Here is a 15,780-nt window from a genome sequence, read left to right on the forward strand (position 1 = left end):
TATTGTCAAAAGGTGCTTGACGCTCTGTTCATTTTAAGTGAATACTATGTTCATCTTCACTTACTGTGATGAGTCCCACATTGTGACATTGCCCATTGGGTTGAAGGGGACCCTGGGGCGGGCCTTGCGGAACCAAGGACCTTTTCCACGGCATACACCAAAACTCAGTGGAGTGTGCCAGTAGGTATGGGTCCCAAACTCCATCACGCCCTCGCTCACTAGACGAACCACCTATGAAAGCGGCCCCGTCCCGGTTTCAGCCAACACACATCCCGAGCCAGGTCCATTGAAGCAGAGCTCTCGAAGGAGGGCTTCGGACTAAGGTGCGGCGTCTCGCGCGGACAACGCACCTACTCAAAATTGTTCGGCAACGAAGCCGAAAACCCGCATCCGAGAGGTGTCAGATGATCCGATCTCTATTCAAACTCGAATCTCGATCCATCGAATTCATTCCCGAAGGCGAACGGCATGGTACGAGCCGCAGTCTGCTTACCGTTTGGTTCGGCGCCAACATGCAGGTGGCTACGGTCATCACAGGAGCGCTCCTGGTAACGATAGGCCTTCCATTTTTCTGGGCATTTATAGCCATTGTCATCGGCAACGTGATCGGCACGGCGATCATGGCATTGCATTCAGCACAGGGCCCCATCCTGGGCATGCCCCAGATGATTCAGAGCAGGGCACAATTCGGGTACATCGGTGCGATCGTGCCCGTACTGCTGGCCGCACTGATCTCAATCGGTTTCTACGCCGGCACCGCCGTCCCCGGCGGTCAGGCAGTGAGCCAGCTTCTAGGACTTCCCTCAGACATCAGCCTTGTCGCACTATCGGTCCTCTCGCTACTCCTTGCACTGGTCGGCTACCGACTGATACACCGCCTCGAACGGTGGACGAGCGTGATCAACGGTGTCGCGTTCGTATACCTCACTATCAAATTGCTTTCCACGTACTCGTTGAGCGCGGCGCTGGAAGATCGTCAACTTCCCGTGGGAATCTTCCTTCTCGGAATCGCGATCGCCGCTACCTGGAACATCAGCTTCAGTATCTACGTCGCAGACTATTCCCGTTACCTTCCGACGAACACCAGCCGTCGGACTACTTTTTGGTACACCTACGTCGGTGGGGGCTTCAGCGCGATTTGGTTGTTCGCGTTCGGCGCCCTCGCTGCCGCTGTGGCCCCGCAGAGCTCCGGTGACATGGTGGGCCTACTTGGCACCCTCGCGGGCGAAGGTTTGGCAAAAGCCATATTCGTCGTAGTTCTCTCCGGTGTACTCTCAGTCAACATCCTCAACCTCTACAGCGGTGCGCTCGCCCTCGCGATGATCGTGTCGACAGTCACTCGGCGCGCGGCCACCGCAGCTTCTCGCACGGGCGCCCTGATTCTCGCGACCGTAATAGGCACATCTCTTGCGGTCTGGGGCCAAGGCAACTTCCTCGCCAATTTTGAAAGCTTCATTCTCTTCCTGTCCTACCTCATCATCCCCTGGTCGGCGATCAACCTTCTCGACTTCTACCTGGTCCGCAAAGAGCGTTACAACCCCGCCGCGATCTATGATCCCAAGGGTGTCTACGGATTGGTCAACCGCCGGGCGGTCGGCGCGTACCTCCTCGCCGTCGCAGCCGAGGTCCCGTTCATGTCCACTAGCGTGTATACCGGTCCGATGGTCGACCAAATGGGAGGCGCCGACATCTCGTGGGCCGTGGGCCTGGTGGTTGGCGCGGTCCTCTACGTCATCTGGATGCGCGGTCATGATGTAACCCGCGAAATAGATTGGGTAAGTCCGCAGACAACCAAGGACGACCGCGACGAGGAAATGGTGCTTAGCTAGTGCCGGTCTGATTCCATGGCGGAGTATGGCCAAGTTGGTGTAGGCATCGGCTTGGCCATGCTCCGTGCGAGTTGAATGGCACGGCTCCTCCGTGGAGAACAATTGTTTCGGGGAACCATCTAGGCGTCACCGTCCTGCCGTAACTCACCGGCACGCGCAAGTACTGGACAGACAGCAGATCGGCCCACCCTGAGTCACGGCGAGGCAAAACCGACGAGACTATTGGAGCCACATCATGAGCATAGCCCCCAAAGACGATCCAAATGAGGCATCCCATTTTCCTTCCACAGGCGATGAGCGAACCCTCGAAATGGGCCTGGTCCACACGGCATGGGCCGGATGGTATTACGAAATAGCACCTGAAATTGAGGGCTCGTTATAGTACAGCTTCCCCGGTGATCCCTTGCATGTGAGCAGACTAGCGGCCCGATCGCGTTTTCACGTGATCCGCACGGCGGGGTCGCAATTGGAGAACTATGTGCGATTGCACCTCTTCGTTGGCCAGCGTGCCTTGCACTATGCGGTACACAATGCTTCGTGCCACCTTGAAGAGTCCGGCGATCTCGGCGGGGGTGTCGGCTCTTTCCATATATTGCGGACACGAAGTGGGCTTCCTGGCGCTTGGGACTGCCCCCGGAATTTGTTGACTTTCGGAGTTTAGTGTTGTTAGGCGGCTTTGAGGCCGGTATTGCCAGCAAGCCGCCCGGACACTGAAGAAGAAGTACGGGCTGAACGCTGTCGGGACCCAGCGTGCCGAGCGCGGATTTACCCCGGTGGGAGAGCACCCCGGAGTCAGCGGCTACCGCTGTCGCGGAATGGAACGCCGCGGCCCGCAACTGCCGGCCGGTAGGCCCTGGCCGGGAGATGCTGCAGCCATCGGCTGAGCTGTGGAGCAAGTACGTTAATGACGTCAGATCCCTCCGGGAGAATCTGGCAACCACACCGCAAGACGATCATGCCGTCTGGGCTCAGGCAGCACGCGAAACATCCGCCGCTTTCGGTGCATGTTCCAAGCGGATTGAATCGAAGCCGGGACCGCTGGCAGACGCCGCCAGAGAACTCGCCAAGTCCGCCCAGCTGCGCCGTTACCCGGCACGCCCGGCAGTGTCCTTGCCGTCGGCACGGGGGCCACCATGATCCTCCTGGCCGCCACGTCCAAGAGCGACCGCGCCGCCTACGCCCTCATGTTCCGGCAGCTCGCCCAGACGGCTCGGTCTATCCACGACAGGCACAACGTCACCGACGATCTGCGCCGTGTCCGGGGACTTGCCACAGCCGTCCGGGCGGCCAGCAAGGTTGTCAAATCCAGCGCCACCGCCCAGACACTCAAGGCACAGCCGATGTCGATGGAGACGCTGCGCCAACAACACCCGGAAGCGTCCGAGGAAGCCCTTAAATCCAGGCTCTTGGTCGAACGTTCACCCGGCGGATCACCACTGCCTCCGGCTCTGAACCGACCGGATGCAGCCCAGCTGCAGGGAGCGCAGTCACTGACCGCAGCTCTTGAACTTCACGCTCAAGCTCCTTCAGCCGGGCCCGTTCCGACACCGTCAGATCCTCCTCCGTGCCGCCGTTGGCCTCGCGGTACTTGACCAGCCAGTTGCGGAGCGTCTCGGGGCCGACACCATACGCGGTGGCCACGTCCTTGATCGGCTTGGACGTGCTGATCACCTCGCAGCACAGCTCGTCCTTGAACTCCTGGATAAATCGCCTGCGTGATGCTGTCATGCTGATCTCTACTTTCAGTAGACCCCCATTTTAAGAGGGCCCACTGTCCGAGATCCCCGCGGCAGCTCAGACACCCATCCCGTCCCGACAAGCAGCCTCATCACCGGAAGTGGAACCGGCGCCAACTCCCCGGCGCACCAACGGGCCACACCACACTGCCCGGAAACAGAAAACAACCGGCGGCCAACCCGCCGCCACGAACCACGGACGGCGCGGGGTCGCGGCAGTCGAATGATCCAAGGGCTCCCCGGCCCGCTTTTATTTTTCGGCAGGTCTGCCGGTTGTATAGGCCGCGGCGGCCCGGTGAAGGGCCGCTGCAACGGCAGCTGCGGCCGGGCGGGTGCTGGATGCTTCTCTTGCTACGAGAAGGATCTGACGGCTCTGCATGCCCGCGGCCGTGGGAAACCGGCGAACGTTCGTCGAGGCACCCACCAGTGCAAGGCCGGGAAGGACCGCCACGGCCAGCCCGGCTTCGACAAACCTCAAGTGCACCGAAACATCTTCAGAGGAGCAGATGACTTTTGGTTCGAAGCCTGCCTTACGGCACTGGTTGGTTAGCCAGGTCCGGGACGCCGAGTCTGCGGCCTCCACCGCCCACCGGGCGTCCGCGAGCTGCTCGATAAGGTCCTTCCCCGGGTCCAGGCTGTCAGCGATGGTCGCGTCCATGACGAGCCATAGTGGATCGTCCATGATCTTGGTGACCGCGATACCGGGCAGCGACCGCAAGGGCAGTCCGGGGAATGACTCGGCGACCACAAGATCGTATTCGGAGGAGGCCAGAGATGGCAGCGTGGCTTCCGGTTCACCCTGTTCGAACTCGACCGTCAGCTGCGGGTGCAGGCGGCGCAGCTCGTTCAGGGCGTCGGGAATGATCGTTAGCGCTGCGGACTGGAAGGCCGCGACCTTGACCACGCCGCGGGGCTGGGACATGGAGGTCGAGACGTCCGCCTCTGCACGTTCAAGCAAGTCGAGGATCTGCTCGGCGTGGGCGACCAGGATCAGGCCCTGGGGGGTCAGCTGCAGGCGGCGCCCGGAGGGCTCGACGAGGGGGACGCCGATTTCCTTTTCCAGCAGCCGGATCTGCTGCGACACCGCTGACGTGCTGTACGACAATGCGGCGGCCACCGCTGTCAGGGTCTTGCGGTGATGCAGCTCCCGCAAGACCCTGAGCCGGACGACATTCAGCACATCTGTCCCCTCTGCCGCATCGATTCGGAGCCTGGCGCGCCGGTCAGGGAAACTCTACGATAATCTCCACCTCGACGGGGGCATCCATGGGCAGTTCGGCCACCCCGACTGCCGAGCGGGCGTGCTCCCCGCGGGCGCCAAAGAGCTCCAGCAGCAGCTCGCTGGCGCCATTGACCACCGCCGGCTGACCATTGAAGCCGGCGGCGGAGGCGACGAAACCGGTGACCTTGAGGATTCTCGCCTGGTCCAGGTCGCCGAGGGCGCCTGCGGCGGCCAGCGCGTTCAGAACGCAAGTCCTGGCCAGGCCGGCCGCCGTCTCGACAGAGACGTCGGACCCGACCTTGCCCACAGCAGACATTTTGCCCTCCCGGAGGGGGAGCTGCCCGGAGGTGTAGACGGTATTTCCGACCCGGACGGCCGGTACGTAGGCGGCGACGGTTTTTAGGATGTCAGGGAGTTCCCACCCGAGTTCAGCGAGTCGAACCCGGAGGGCCCGGTGGGACAGGGTGGTGGTCTGGTCAGTCATTTTTGTCCTTCAAGGGTGTGCTAGTTGCAGAAGTCGGTGGCGGTGGCGGCAAGGATTTGGCTGACCCTGCTCAGCGAGTCGAGGTCGACCCATTCGGTCGCGGCGTGGGCTCCACCGCCGTCAACGCCGAAGAGCAGCCCGGGGATCCCGGCTTCGAGCATCAGGGAAGCATCGGTCCAGAACGCTTCGCCACGGACGGTGGCGGCCTGCCCCGTGGCCGCCCCCGCGGCGGCCGCTACAGCACGGACAATCAGGGCGTCGGCGGGGACCTCGAACGCGTGGCGTTCCAGACCCGCGGCCAGGATATAGCTGAAGTCGGGGTCGGAAGCTGCGATGGTATCGAGAATATGTCGCAGCTCGGTCTCCACCGTTGCGGCATTCTCCCCGGGCACCGTACGTCGTTCGAGCGAGACGGTACAGGCCGCGGGGTAGCTCGAGAGCTCCTCACCTCCACGGATGATTGAGGCATGGATGCTCCCTGTCCCCAATGCCGCGTGCGCGGGACCGCTAAGCAGCGAGCGGCTGAGCTCATCAAGGCCGGTGAGAAATTTTCCGGTCTTGGCGATGGCGTCGATCCCCAGATCGGGGCGGGAGCCGTGCGCGGCGGTGCCATGGATGGTGACGTCGAACCATACAAAACCGCGGTGAGCGATGACGATGTCCTCGTGCGTGGGTTCTGAGACGATGGCGGCGTCGGCCGTGAAATGCCGCAGGACCTCCTCGGTGCCAGCGCTGGCGAACTCCTCATCCGCGACGAGGGCAACGATGATGTCGCCCGCATGCGGCCGGGATGCTGCGGCGGCGGCGGCGACCATCATCGCCGCGATGCCGGCCTTCATATCGAAAGTCCCGCGGCCATACATGCGGCCGTCCTCCATGCGGGGCTCAAGAGGCTCCCCGTCATAGCCGGCGAGGGTGACGGTATCGAGGTGGCCGTTGAACATCAGGCTCTTGCCTTGGCCCGTGCCGGGCGCGATGGCAACAATCGAGGGTCGCCCGGGTGTGGCTTCGAGCCGGGTCACGGTGAAACCCCGTCCCTCCAGCCAGACGGCAGTGAAGTCCGCAAGGGCTGTCTCTCCGGCTGCACCGGGAACCAGGCCCGGGTTGACGGAATTTATCCGGACGAGGTCCTGCAGGAGCGCGACCGGGTCTTCCAGAACCCCGTGCACGGCTGCGGGCAGTATGTTTTCGCTGGCTTCCATAAGGAATGAGTCTTTCATCGGAGCGGATTGGCGGCCAGGCCTTCGGTGCTGACCAGAACGATTACAGAGTCCTGATCGATGCCCAGCAACTGGCGCCGTTCCGGGCTGAAGAGGGCGGCCCGCACCCCGGCCAGGGACGCCGCCCCGCAGGGGCCCACATCCTGGCCAAGTTCAGTCAGGTCCATGACGGCCTGCCGGCAGTTTTCTTCGGTAACACTGACAGCTGCGTCCATCCCTGCCAGCAGGGTGGGCCATCCCATCTCGGATGGCGTCCCGCAGTTCAAACCGGACATGATGGACGGGTAGGAAGTGTCGACCACGACAGGACGACCGGCGAGAAGCGACTGGGCGACGCAGGCAGCAGTTTTCGGTTCCACGCTGAGCAGCGACGGTGCGGCGTTACCGGGGGTCCGGTAGTGATCCACCAGTGCGTGCGCCAGGGAGCCGACACCGACCGGGCAGGCTACCAGGTCTGCCCCGTCATAGCCGGACTGGGTCAGAGCCGCGTCAATTTCGTCAAAGAGCGTCGCGTAGCCGTCGACGATCCAGCGCGGGACGTCGGTGTAACCGGCCCACGAGGTGTCCTGGATCAGCAGATCGCAGTTGCTTCCTTCCGTTGACGCCGCGGCGACGGCGACCACGTCGTCGTAGATTGCGTCCACAGGGTGAAGTTCTGCACCTTCGCCCCGGATGGCGTCGACCGCGGCCGGACTGAGGCCATTGGGAACGTAGATCCGGGCCTGGAGCCCGAGCAATGCGGCCATGCGTGACACGGCGCGCCCATGATTTCCATCGGTGGCAGTGACCAGCACAGGCCGTTCGTGGGGCGTGGTGCCGGCCCGGATGTAATCCCGGAGCGCAGGAACGCTCATGGTCTCGGCGTCCAACCCGTAACGAGCGCTCAGGGCCCGGCACACGGCCCAGGACGCGCCGAGAATCTTGAAGGCGGGCAGTCCGAGCCGGTTGGACTCATCTTTGAGGAATACCCGTCCCACCCCGAGTTCGGCAGCCAGACTTGGAAGTTCGGTCAGCGGGGTGGGAGCATAGCCGGTCAGCGTGCGGTGGAAGGACTCTGCGGAGTCCGGGGCCGCGGTCTGCCAGGTCCGGGCGGTGGGATTGGCGTACCAGTAGGCGGTGTCTAGTGAAGGCATGCCACCATGTTCCGACACTTCGGACTAAAGCAAAAGCGATGGTTACTGCGTGGTTATTTTTGCTTTTACTTCAAATAGCATTCCGTTCGCCGTTTCGTTAAACGTCCTGTTTTTGTGGATCTTACCGGCCACGAAAATCCGCTTTTACTTTCGACGATGACCCGTCATGATGGAACCCAACCCACACGTGATTGTCGCCACATTCCCCTTAGAACGGCGAAAACGATCTTCAGCCGCGTCATCCGGCTCAGCGCCGGATGATTCCCGCCCCCGACATTGCGCACCAAAGTCGGATGTTTTCCTGAACACCATCCCTTGAAGGACGAAGCCTGTGACCAGTATGCAGCCGCTAGTTAGCAATAAACCGATGCTCATGGCGCCGGGGTCCGAGCCCGATAGCCCGGAGGCCAGGCAAACGCTGCGCCGCGCCATCACCGGCTCCGCGCTGGGGAACGCCGTTGAATGGTACGACTACGCCGTTTATGGATACCTCACCATCTACATGGCAACCAATTTCTTTGGGTCAAAGGCCGGCGACGGCGGGGTGGGCGTTACGTTGACGTTGGCCACTCTGGCATTATCCTTCCTCGTCCGACCGCTGGGCGGCATCATCTTGGGCCCGTTGGGCGACAAGGTAGGCCGACAGAAGGTCATGGTTCTCACCGTGATCCTAATGACGCTGGCGTCGGGCTGCATCGGCTTGCTGCCCACGACGGACACCGTCGGGGTTCTGGCACCCGTCCTGCTCCTGATCTGCCGGCTACTTCAGGGCTTCTCTGCCGGCGGAGAGTACGGCGGCGCTGCCGTCTACATGGCGGAATCGGCTCCGGACCGCCGTCGCGGTTTCTTCGGCTCCTTCCTGGAATTCGGAACCACCGTCGGATTCATTCTCGCCGGCATCCTGTGCACTGGCCTCGTCAGCATCGTCGGCGAACAAGGGATGCTGGAAGGCTGGTGGCGGCTCCCGTTCCTGGCCACCATCCCGATGGGCATCATTGCGTTGTGGATCCGGACCCGGCTCGACGAAGCCCCTGTCTTCGCGGAGGCCGCCGCACACAAGGAAAGCAGTAAAGCGCCGGTACGCCAGGTACTGAAGAACCAGTGGAAGCAGATCCTCGTCCTCACCGGTTTCGTGGTCCTGCTCAACGTGGCCTTCTACATGGTCCTGGGATACATGCCCACCTACCTCAGCAGCCAGCTTGGACACGACACCGCCCAGGGCAACTGGATGCTGGTCGGGATGATGGCCCTGATGCTGCTCGCCATCCCGCCCGTGGGAGCCTTGTCAGACCGGGTCGGCCGCAAGCCGCTGCTCCTGTTCGCTGCTACCGGCTACGCAGCATTCTCCGTTCCGGCCGTCATGCTTCTGGGACTGCCAAACCCGTTCCTGCAATTCCTCGGCCTTGCCGTGCTGGGGCTGCTGCTGGTGATCCTGACCGCAGCGGTATCCTCCACGCTCCCGGCCCTATTCCCCACCGCCGTGCGCTACAGCGGTTTTGCAATCGGTTACAACTTCTCCACAGCATTCTTCGCCGGGCCATCCCAGACGGTGGCCAACCAGCTCATCGAAACCACCGGGAACCAACTGATTCCAGGCTGGTACATGGCGATTGCTGGAGTGATCGGTTTCATCAGCATCCTCTGCATGCGTGAAACGGCACAGGCGACGCTGCGTGGCGAAGAATTACCCGGCTCACCGGAATCGCTCGGCTTCCCCAAACTCAAGTACATCGATATGAACCGCAAGGACGCAGAAGATCGCCGGGCTGCTTTCCTCCTCTCTCTTGAGTCAACTGCTCAGCCCTCCTCCTAGGACTGGGCCTCGGTGGGCGGCTCGCCCCTGAGTACGGCCGGCAACACGGACCTGCAGGAGGGCCGAAGTCAAAGCCGGCTTGAGATGGTGCCTGGCGCCGCACAGTCCCCATCAGCTGAAACCCAATATTTAGTAACCAGAGTTCGGCCATATACGCCACAACATCTAGGAGCAATAACGGATGTCAAAGAACATTGCCGTCGACCACGGAGACTGGTCCAGCGCCCTGCGAGATGGGGCTCATCCTGCACTTTCTGGACCATTAACTGTCCCGAGTCGCGGCTTCCCTGTTTCGGAATTCCAGGACCGGTTGGCGCGGGCGCAGCGGTTGATGACACAGGCCGGTCTGGACGCACTGCTGCTCACGACAGAAGCTGAGTTCCGATATTTCACGGGCTTCCTGACGCAGTTTTGGCAAAGTCCGACCCGGCCGTGGTTCCTTCTGGTACCAGCCAACGGGCGGCCAACGGCGGTGGTTCCTGGCATTGGATACCCCCCGATGGCGCAGACCTGGATCGATGACATCCGGTCCTGGACTTCGCCGCAGCCCGAGGATGAAGGGGTCTCGCTGCTGGCCGAGACGATGCGCGAAATTCTGGGAGATCAAGCCCGTGTGGGGGTGCCGATGGGCCCAGAGACGATACTGCGCATGCCGCTGGCAGACTACGACCGGCTTCAGGGCATGCTGCGGGGTTTCAGTTTCCCGGATGCCACCGGCGTCGTGAAGTCCCTGCGGATGGTCAAGTCAGAAGCGGAAATCGAAAAGATCGCGCACGTCTGCCGCATCGCTTCCGATGTCTTCGATGTGATCCCCGGCATCGCCGCCGCCGGCCAGCCGCTCATCGAAACCTTTCGCGCAGTCAAGATCGAGCTGCTCAAGCGGGGCGCGGACGATGTGCCATACCTTGTTGGTGCAGCCGCCCCGGGCGGATACGACAATGTCATCTCCCCTCCGGGGAACCGTCCACTGACCGACGGTGACGTGCTGATGATTGACACGGGCACGGTCTTTGACGGCTACTTCTGCGACTTCGACCGCAACTATGCAATCGGCTCGGCGGACCGGGCGGCGGCCCACGGATACGCGACACTTTTCGAGGCCACTAATGCAGCCCTGGACATCGCGCGTCCCGGCGCAACGTCGGGTGACCTCTTCCGGGCGATGCAAAAAGTGATTGTCGGCAACGGCTATGCCTGCGGAAATGTTGGACGTTTAGGCCATGGCCTGGGGATGCAACTGACCGAGTGGCCTTCGCACACCAATACGGATGAGACCGTCCTCGTTCCCGGCATGGTCCTCACCCTTGAACCCTCGCTGGACATGAAGCCCGGCCAGGGCATGGTGCACGAGGAAAACTTCGTGCTTCGCGAAAACGGGCCCCAGCTCTTGAGCCGCCGCGCCCCTGAACAGCTTCCTGAGGTGCATTGAGATGAGATTGTCATACGAATCAGATACCGGCGTGGCAACGCGCGCCCGCCTGGGTGTCATCGTCCTGCAGGTTGATGAAACACTCGAATACGAATTCCGGACACTCCTGAATATTCCCGGCGTCGCAATCCACCACACCCGCGTGCCCAGCGGACTGGACGTCACCGAAGAAACCTTGGCAGCCATGGAACGACATATCCCCCCCGCCGTCGCTCTCCTTCCCACCGGGGCACCCTTTGACACGATTGGTTACGCATGTACCTCTGGTGCCAGCGTGATCGGACAGGCAAATGTGGCGTTGGCCGTCCGGTCCGCCTACGCCACCTTCTCCCAGAACGTTCCCCAAGCGCCGGCGGTCACCGATCCCTTGACCGCCGTCCGGGCAGCCTGCAACGTCTTGGGCGTCCGCCGGCTGGGATTTGTCAGCCCTTATGTAGCCGGAGTCTCCGAACACCTCCGCACAAATTTGGAAGCAGACGGCCTTACGATCACAGCTTTCGGCTCCTTCGACGAATCCGAGGAACGCAAGGTTGCCCGCATCAGTCCTGAATCGGTTTACCAGGCAATCCTGCAAGTAGGACGGTCTTCGCCTTGCGACGCGGTGTTCGTCTCCTGCACCAACCTCCGGACCCTGGAAATCCTTAAACGCGCTGAGGTAAGCCTTGGGAAGCCCATTATCAGCAGCAACCAGGCCCTCGCCTGGCACATGCTTCGCATCTCCGGCATTAATGACCCGATTCCCGGATATGGACGACTGCTGCAACTAGGGCTTACCGCAGACGCCGAAACCGTCAACACCGGCCCCGCCACATCCCCGAAGGGTGCCTAGTTGTGGAAGATGTTGTTTCTGGGCCTGAATGGTCTCGTCCAGAGTCAGGACGTGGCAAAAAACCAACAGCCGTCAGGAACCGTATTTTGGATTCGGGTCCCATACTCGGTCGGAATGGCGGCCTCCTTAGCCGGGATCACGCGGCTCAGTTCTACAAGAGCAAACAGGATGGCCAGTGTCGGAGCGGAAATCACATGACGTGCCCCATATCCCGTGACGCTTTTTCGTCCCAGCGTGGGGGATCGGTATGAAACTTGCAGATATTGCTGATGCCAAACTGGCACCGCGCCTTGGCATCAAGCTAGACAACATATCGAAGCGCTACGGCGACCACACCGTCCTTGATGACGTGTCACTGCACGTCGAGCCCGGTACGGTCACCGCGCTCATTGGCCCTTCCGGGGCGGGCAAGAGCACCTTCCTGCGGTGCATCAACCTGCTTGAACGGCCGGATTCTGGCACCATCCAAGTAGGCTGCCACACGATCGAACCGGGCAAGGATGTCAACGGCCGCGATCTTTCCGCCCTGCGGCGGACGGTGGGCATGGTGTTCCAGTCTTTCAATCTCTTTCCCCACATGTCTGCCTTGAAGAACATCAGCTTCCCGCAACAGAAGATACTGGGGCGTACCAAAGAAGAGGCTGACGCACGCTCCATGGAACTGCTCGAACGGGTTGGTCTCAAGGAGAAGGCGAATCAACACCCTGGGAGGTGTTCCGGCGGCCAGCAGCAGCGTATAGCGATTGCCCGCGCCCTGGCCCTGGACCCCGGCATTATGCTCTTCGACGAACCGACGTCGGCCCTGGACCCCGAGGTGGGGCTCGAGGTCCTGGCCGTGATGCGCGAACTGGCCGCCGACGGCATGACGATGATCGTCGTCACCCACGAGATGCAGTTCGCCCGCGACGTCTCGGACACACTCGTGGTCATGGCAGACTGCAAGATTATCGAGCAGGGTGATCCGGGGGCCATCATGAGCGATCCGCAGGAGGCCCGCACCCGACGCTTCCTGCGCGCCGTGCTGGAGCGCTGACGTGGATGCCCTTCTAGCAGTACTCCAGGGCCTGCCCCTGACCATCATGCTGACGCTGTCCGCATTCGCCATCGGCATTGTAGGTGCCGTGCCCCTGGCTGTGGGCTTGTCATCGTCGAGCATTCCTGTCCGGCTGGCGTCGCGGTTCTTCGTTGACCTCGTCCGCGGGGTCCCGATCATCGTCTGGCTGTTCCTGCTCAAGTTCGGTATTCAGATCGGCACGTTCAAGTTCAACCCCGTCACCGCGGCAATAGTCGGGCTCGGCGTGGTCTCCATGGCCTATCTCGCCGAAATATACCGTGGCGGCCTGCAGTCGGTTCCGCGCGGGCAGCCCGAAGCCGCCGGTGCACTGGGCCTGACCCGAAGAACCACTTTCTATTTCGTGATGGTTCCTCAAGCTTTCCGCATCGTTTCCCCGTCAATCGCCACCTACCTGACGGGCCTACTCAAGGACTCGTCAATTGCGTCCACGATCATCGTCAGCGAGATGGTTTTCCAGTCGCAGGCCTTTGCCCGCCAGCACCCAACAGTTGAAGGGATCCTGCCCTACATCTTGGTCGGACTCCTCTATATCGCACTGAGCCTGCCGGTGGCGTACCTGTCCCGCCAGCTCGACTCACGCATGAGGAAGGCTGTTTTCGCATGACATGGCTTACGGAATGGGCTGCCCACCTACCGCAGATGATGTCTGGCCTCAGCGTCAGCCTCCTTATCGCCGGTGTCTCGATTGTTATGGGCTACCCGTTAGGACTTGGCCTCAGCGTGATGACGAGTGCGAATAACCTGGTCGTTCGCACTCTGGCGCTGGTCGTCGTCGAGGTGGGGCGCGGGGCGCCTGCACTGGTCATCCTCTACCTCTTCTACTACGGCCTGCCTAAATTTGGAGTGTCTTTTGACAGCATTACCGCGGCATGTCTTGCACTTATTTGGAACGCTGCTGCCTACTCCAGCGAGATTATGCGGGCCGGCATTCAATCTGTGGGGCGCGGGCAGCTCGAAGCCTCGAACGCCCTCGGATTGGCCCAGCGCGACACTTTCTTCAGAGTAATTCTGCCCCAAGGCCTGCGTTCGGCGATTCCCGGTCTCATGGGTGTTGCCATCCAGATATTCCAGGGCACGTCGCTGGCTTACGTCATTGCTGTTCCGGAGCTGATGAAAGCGGCCTACAACATTGGCAGCCAAGACTTCAATTACCTGCAAATCTTCCTCCTGGCCGGCCTGTGTTATGCCGTCATTTCGATGCCTGCAACGTGGATCACAGTGTTCTTCGAGAAGCGCATGGCCCGGCACGCCTGAATGTTTGCCTGCCCACGTCCAACCTGTCAGTAGTCCCCAACCAACCCATACGGGAGCCCTAATGATCATAAAACGCTTCAAGGCAGCCTGCCTCCTAACCGCAAGCGCATTCACCCTTGGCCTCAGCCTCTCAGCTTGTGGAGGTCCCCTAAATGCAAGCAGTTCATCGTGCGTACCGAAGCATGCTGACATTAAAACGGTCACCCCTGGCAAGCTCACTATTGGAGCAATCGATATCCCGCCCTACAGCAGTTACGGGTCAGGCAACCCCACGGGGATCGATATCCAGATCGTGAACAAGATCGCGGCCGAAGAGTGCCTGACCCCCGTATACCAGCAGGCGACCTATGCAGACGCCGTCCAGTCTATTGCTGGCGGAAACATTGACCTCGCCCTAGGTGCGGTCCTTGTCACCGAGAAGCGCCTCAAAGTTGTTGATTTTTCCGCCTCCACGTACCGCGACGGCATGGGCATCGTCTCCAAAACCGGCGCCGCGACAGTTTCCGACCTGGAGAAAATGGGCAAGGTGGGCACCATTGACGGATACCTCTGGGTCGAGGACCTCAAAAAGATCCTCGGCGACCGCCTAGTGACGTACCCCAGCAGCGTGGAGTTGAAGGCCGACTTCGACGCCGGCCGCCTGGATGCGGAAGTCGACGCGTTTGGGGTTCAGGAGCTCCAGTTCAAGGATGTCAAAGGCTTAACTATTGCCCTTTCCGACGACAAGCCCGATCTGCGCGTTGCTGCCCAAAAGAACCCTCCCGAGGCTGCCTTTCCCATCACCAAGGGAAACACGAGTCTTAAAGAAGCCGTTGACACCGGAATTATCTCTCAGCGTAAAGACGGAACGATCGGCAAGCTCCTAACTGACGCTGGCCTCTCCGAGGTACTCTCAAAGGTCGCAGCTAAGCAATACGCAGTTCCGGCCAGCTAGCTCGACTGGCGCAACAAAACCTTGTGTCATTTGATCAGTCTCAGCCCCTATTCCTTGGGAAAGAATTGGGTAGCTTGTGCCAAAAGGGCTCTTCTTTGAGGGCTTTCAGTAGTCACGAGCCCTAGTTAAGTATTTGCAGCTTTGAGCGCCACCCGATATTACCTCTCGGGGCCATTGATATTGCCGGTGGGGCCAGTGGCCGAGGTAGTGGGGGCCATCGGCTCCCACCGACGTTCTCTCACTGCGTCATGGTGGTGTGTTCACGCATGTTGTGGTTGCCGGGCAGACCCTCGTTGTTGGTGTGAGGCCGCCAGCGGTTGTAGAAACACTTCGATGGATCGCATTGTGGCCCGTTTGGCGTCCTGGCGGGTGGCGAAGCTGTGGTGGTGAGAGAACTCGTTCCTAAGGGTCGAGAACATCGATTCGGCCACTGCACTCTCCCAACACGCGGGCCTGTATCGGTTCCGCCAGCCATCAGGATGGCGCGTGAAAACCCGTTCATCGGCCCAGAGCAGCCGAACATCCCAATCCGCCAGCATCCTCGGGACGAAAGCCGTTTAGTTGACTGGCAGCGGGACGTGTTGATGTGGGACGCCTTGCCGCTGAACGCAGTGAGGATACTCATCCCAGCGCGGCACTCAATCAGGGTAATAGCGCACCGAAGGCCCGCAAAGCCGGAGCCGGAGCCGGAGACGTATTGGGGGCAAAAGGAGACGAAGACGGCCTACTAGTCCGAAAATGAGGTGACCTGCCCGTGGTAGGTGCGTGGGTGGATATCCGGAGGCGACATGGAGCCTCCGGTGGTTTTGAAAATAGAAGTCA

Annotated in this window: 12 protein-coding genes and 1 pseudogene; 8 read left to right on the forward strand and 5 right to left on the reverse strand. The window is 61.2% G+C overall.

The genetic code is table 11. The features are described 5' to 3' along the window. Positions 1 to 404: 404 nt before the first annotated feature. Positions 405 to 1,829: a purine-cytosine permease family protein gene (locus ABIB14_RS10110; RefSeq protein ID WP_354235745.1), complete on the forward strand. Its 1,425-nt coding sequence runs from the start codon at positions 405 to 407 to the stop codon at positions 1,827 to 1,829. A 1,482-nt stretch (positions 1,830 to 3,311) separates the two neighbouring features. Here the strand turns inward: ABIB14_RS10110 and ABIB14_RS10115 are convergent. From ABIB14_RS10115 to ABIB14_RS10135, 5 genes and pseudogenes are all read right to left on the reverse strand, one after another. After that, positions 3,312 to 3,557 (reverse strand): annotated as a pseudogene (locus ABIB14_RS10115) (transposase); the annotation flags it as partial. Positions 3,558 to 3,815: 258 nt separating this feature from the next. Further along, entirely contained in the window at positions 3,816 to 4,745 is a 930-nt protein-coding gene (locus ABIB14_RS10120) for a LysR substrate-binding domain-containing protein (protein WP_354235746.1), read from the reverse strand. 43 nt (positions 4,746 to 4,788) lie between these two features. After that, positions 4,789 to 5,271, reverse strand: a complete 483-nt coding sequence (locus tag ABIB14_RS10125; RefSeq protein WP_354235747.1) for a RidA family protein — start codon at positions 5,269 to 5,271, stop codon at positions 4,789 to 4,791. Positions 5,272 to 5,291: 20 nt separating this feature from the next. Continuing rightward, positions 5,292 to 6,473: an ArgE/DapE family deacylase gene (locus ABIB14_RS10130; protein WP_354235748.1), complete on the reverse strand. Its 1,182-nt coding sequence runs from the start codon at positions 6,471 to 6,473 to the stop codon at positions 5,292 to 5,294. Positions 6,474 to 6,487: 14 nt separating this feature from the next. Continuing rightward, complete coding sequence (locus tag ABIB14_RS10135; RefSeq protein ID WP_354235749.1) at positions 6,488 to 7,624, reverse strand: diaminopropionate ammonia-lyase; 1,137 nt, start codon at positions 7,622 to 7,624, stop codon at positions 6,488 to 6,490. Positions 7,625 to 7,964: 340 nt separating this feature from the next. Here ABIB14_RS10135 and ABIB14_RS10140 point away from each other — a divergent pair, with 340 nt between their 5' ends. From ABIB14_RS10140 to ABIB14_RS10170, 7 genes are all read left to right on the forward strand, one after another. After that, positions 7,965 to 9,437 (forward strand): MFS transporter, encoded by a 1,473-nt coding sequence (locus ABIB14_RS10140; RefSeq protein ID WP_354235759.1) that lies wholly within the window; start codon positions 7,965 to 7,967, stop codon positions 9,435 to 9,437. A gap of 181 nt (positions 9,438 to 9,618) precedes the next feature. Further along, positions 9,619 to 10,866 (forward strand): M24 family metallopeptidase, encoded by a 1,248-nt coding sequence (locus ABIB14_RS10145; RefSeq protein WP_354235750.1) that lies wholly within the window; start codon positions 9,619 to 9,621, stop codon positions 10,864 to 10,866. Between the two features lies 1 nt (position 10,867). Continuing rightward, complete coding sequence (locus ABIB14_RS10150) at positions 10,868 to 11,695, forward strand: maleate cis-trans isomerase family protein (protein WP_354235751.1); 828 nt, start codon at positions 10,868 to 10,870, stop codon at positions 11,693 to 11,695. Positions 11,696 to 11,942: 247 nt separating this feature from the next. After that, a complete protein-coding gene (locus ABIB14_RS10155) occupies positions 11,943 to 12,728 on the forward strand; it encodes an amino acid ABC transporter ATP-binding protein (protein WP_354235752.1) in 786 nt (261 codons plus the stop codon). Between the two features lies 1 nt (position 12,729). Next, on the forward strand, positions 12,730 to 13,374 hold the full coding sequence (locus ABIB14_RS10160) for an amino acid ABC transporter permease (protein WP_354235753.1): 645 nt from the start codon (positions 12,730 to 12,732) through the stop codon (positions 13,372 to 13,374). After that, positions 13,371 to 14,024 (forward strand): amino acid ABC transporter permease, encoded by a 654-nt coding sequence (locus tag ABIB14_RS10165; protein ID WP_354235754.1) that lies wholly within the window; start codon positions 13,371 to 13,373, stop codon positions 14,022 to 14,024. The genes ABIB14_RS10160 and ABIB14_RS10165 overlap by 4 nt, the downstream gene beginning before the upstream one ends. Positions 14,025 to 14,085: 61 nt before the next feature. Beyond that, positions 14,086 to 14,958: a substrate-binding periplasmic protein gene (locus ABIB14_RS10170; RefSeq protein ID WP_354235755.1), complete on the forward strand. Its 873-nt coding sequence runs from the start codon at positions 14,086 to 14,088 to the stop codon at positions 14,956 to 14,958. Positions 14,959 to 15,780 lie beyond the last annotated feature (822 nt).

It is taken from the genome of Arthrobacter sp. UYEF3, from assembly GCF_040546245.1.
Classification (GTDB): Bacteria; Actinomycetota; Actinomycetes; order Actinomycetales; family Micrococcaceae; genus Arthrobacter.

Coding starts and splice junctions, on each gene's coding strand:
- ABIB14_RS10150 (WP_354235751.1), top strand. CDS start 10,868: ATGAGATTGTCATACGAATCAGATACCGGCGTGGCAACGCGCGCCCGC.
- ABIB14_RS10155 (WP_354235752.1), top strand. CDS start 11,943: ATGAAACTTGCAGATATTGCTGATGCCAAACTGGCACCGCGCCTTGGC.
- ABIB14_RS10135 (WP_354235749.1), bottom strand. CDS start 7,624: ATGCCTTCACTAGACACCGCCTACTGGTACGCCAATCCCACCGCCCGG.
- ABIB14_RS10170 (WP_354235755.1), top strand. CDS start 14,086: ATGATCATAAAACGCTTCAAGGCAGCCTGCCTCCTAACCGCAAGCGCA.
- ABIB14_RS10130 (WP_354235748.1), bottom strand. CDS start 6,473: ATGGAAGCCAGCGAAAACATACTGCCCGCAGCCGTGCACGGGGTTCTG.
- ABIB14_RS10145 (WP_354235750.1), top strand. CDS start 9,619: ATGTCAAAGAACATTGCCGTCGACCACGGAGACTGGTCCAGCGCCCTG.
- ABIB14_RS10125 (WP_354235747.1), bottom strand. CDS start 5,271: ATGACTGACCAGACCACCACCCTGTCCCACCGGGCCCTCCGGGTTCGA.
- ABIB14_RS10140 (WP_354235759.1), top strand. CDS start 7,965: ATGCAGCCGCTAGTTAGCAATAAACCGATGCTCATGGCGCCGGGGTCC.
- ABIB14_RS10110 (WP_354235745.1), top strand. CDS start 405: ATGATCCGATCTCTATTCAAACTCGAATCTCGATCCATCGAATTCATT.
- ABIB14_RS10165 (WP_354235754.1), top strand. CDS start 13,371: ATGACATGGCTTACGGAATGGGCTGCCCACCTACCGCAGATGATGTCT.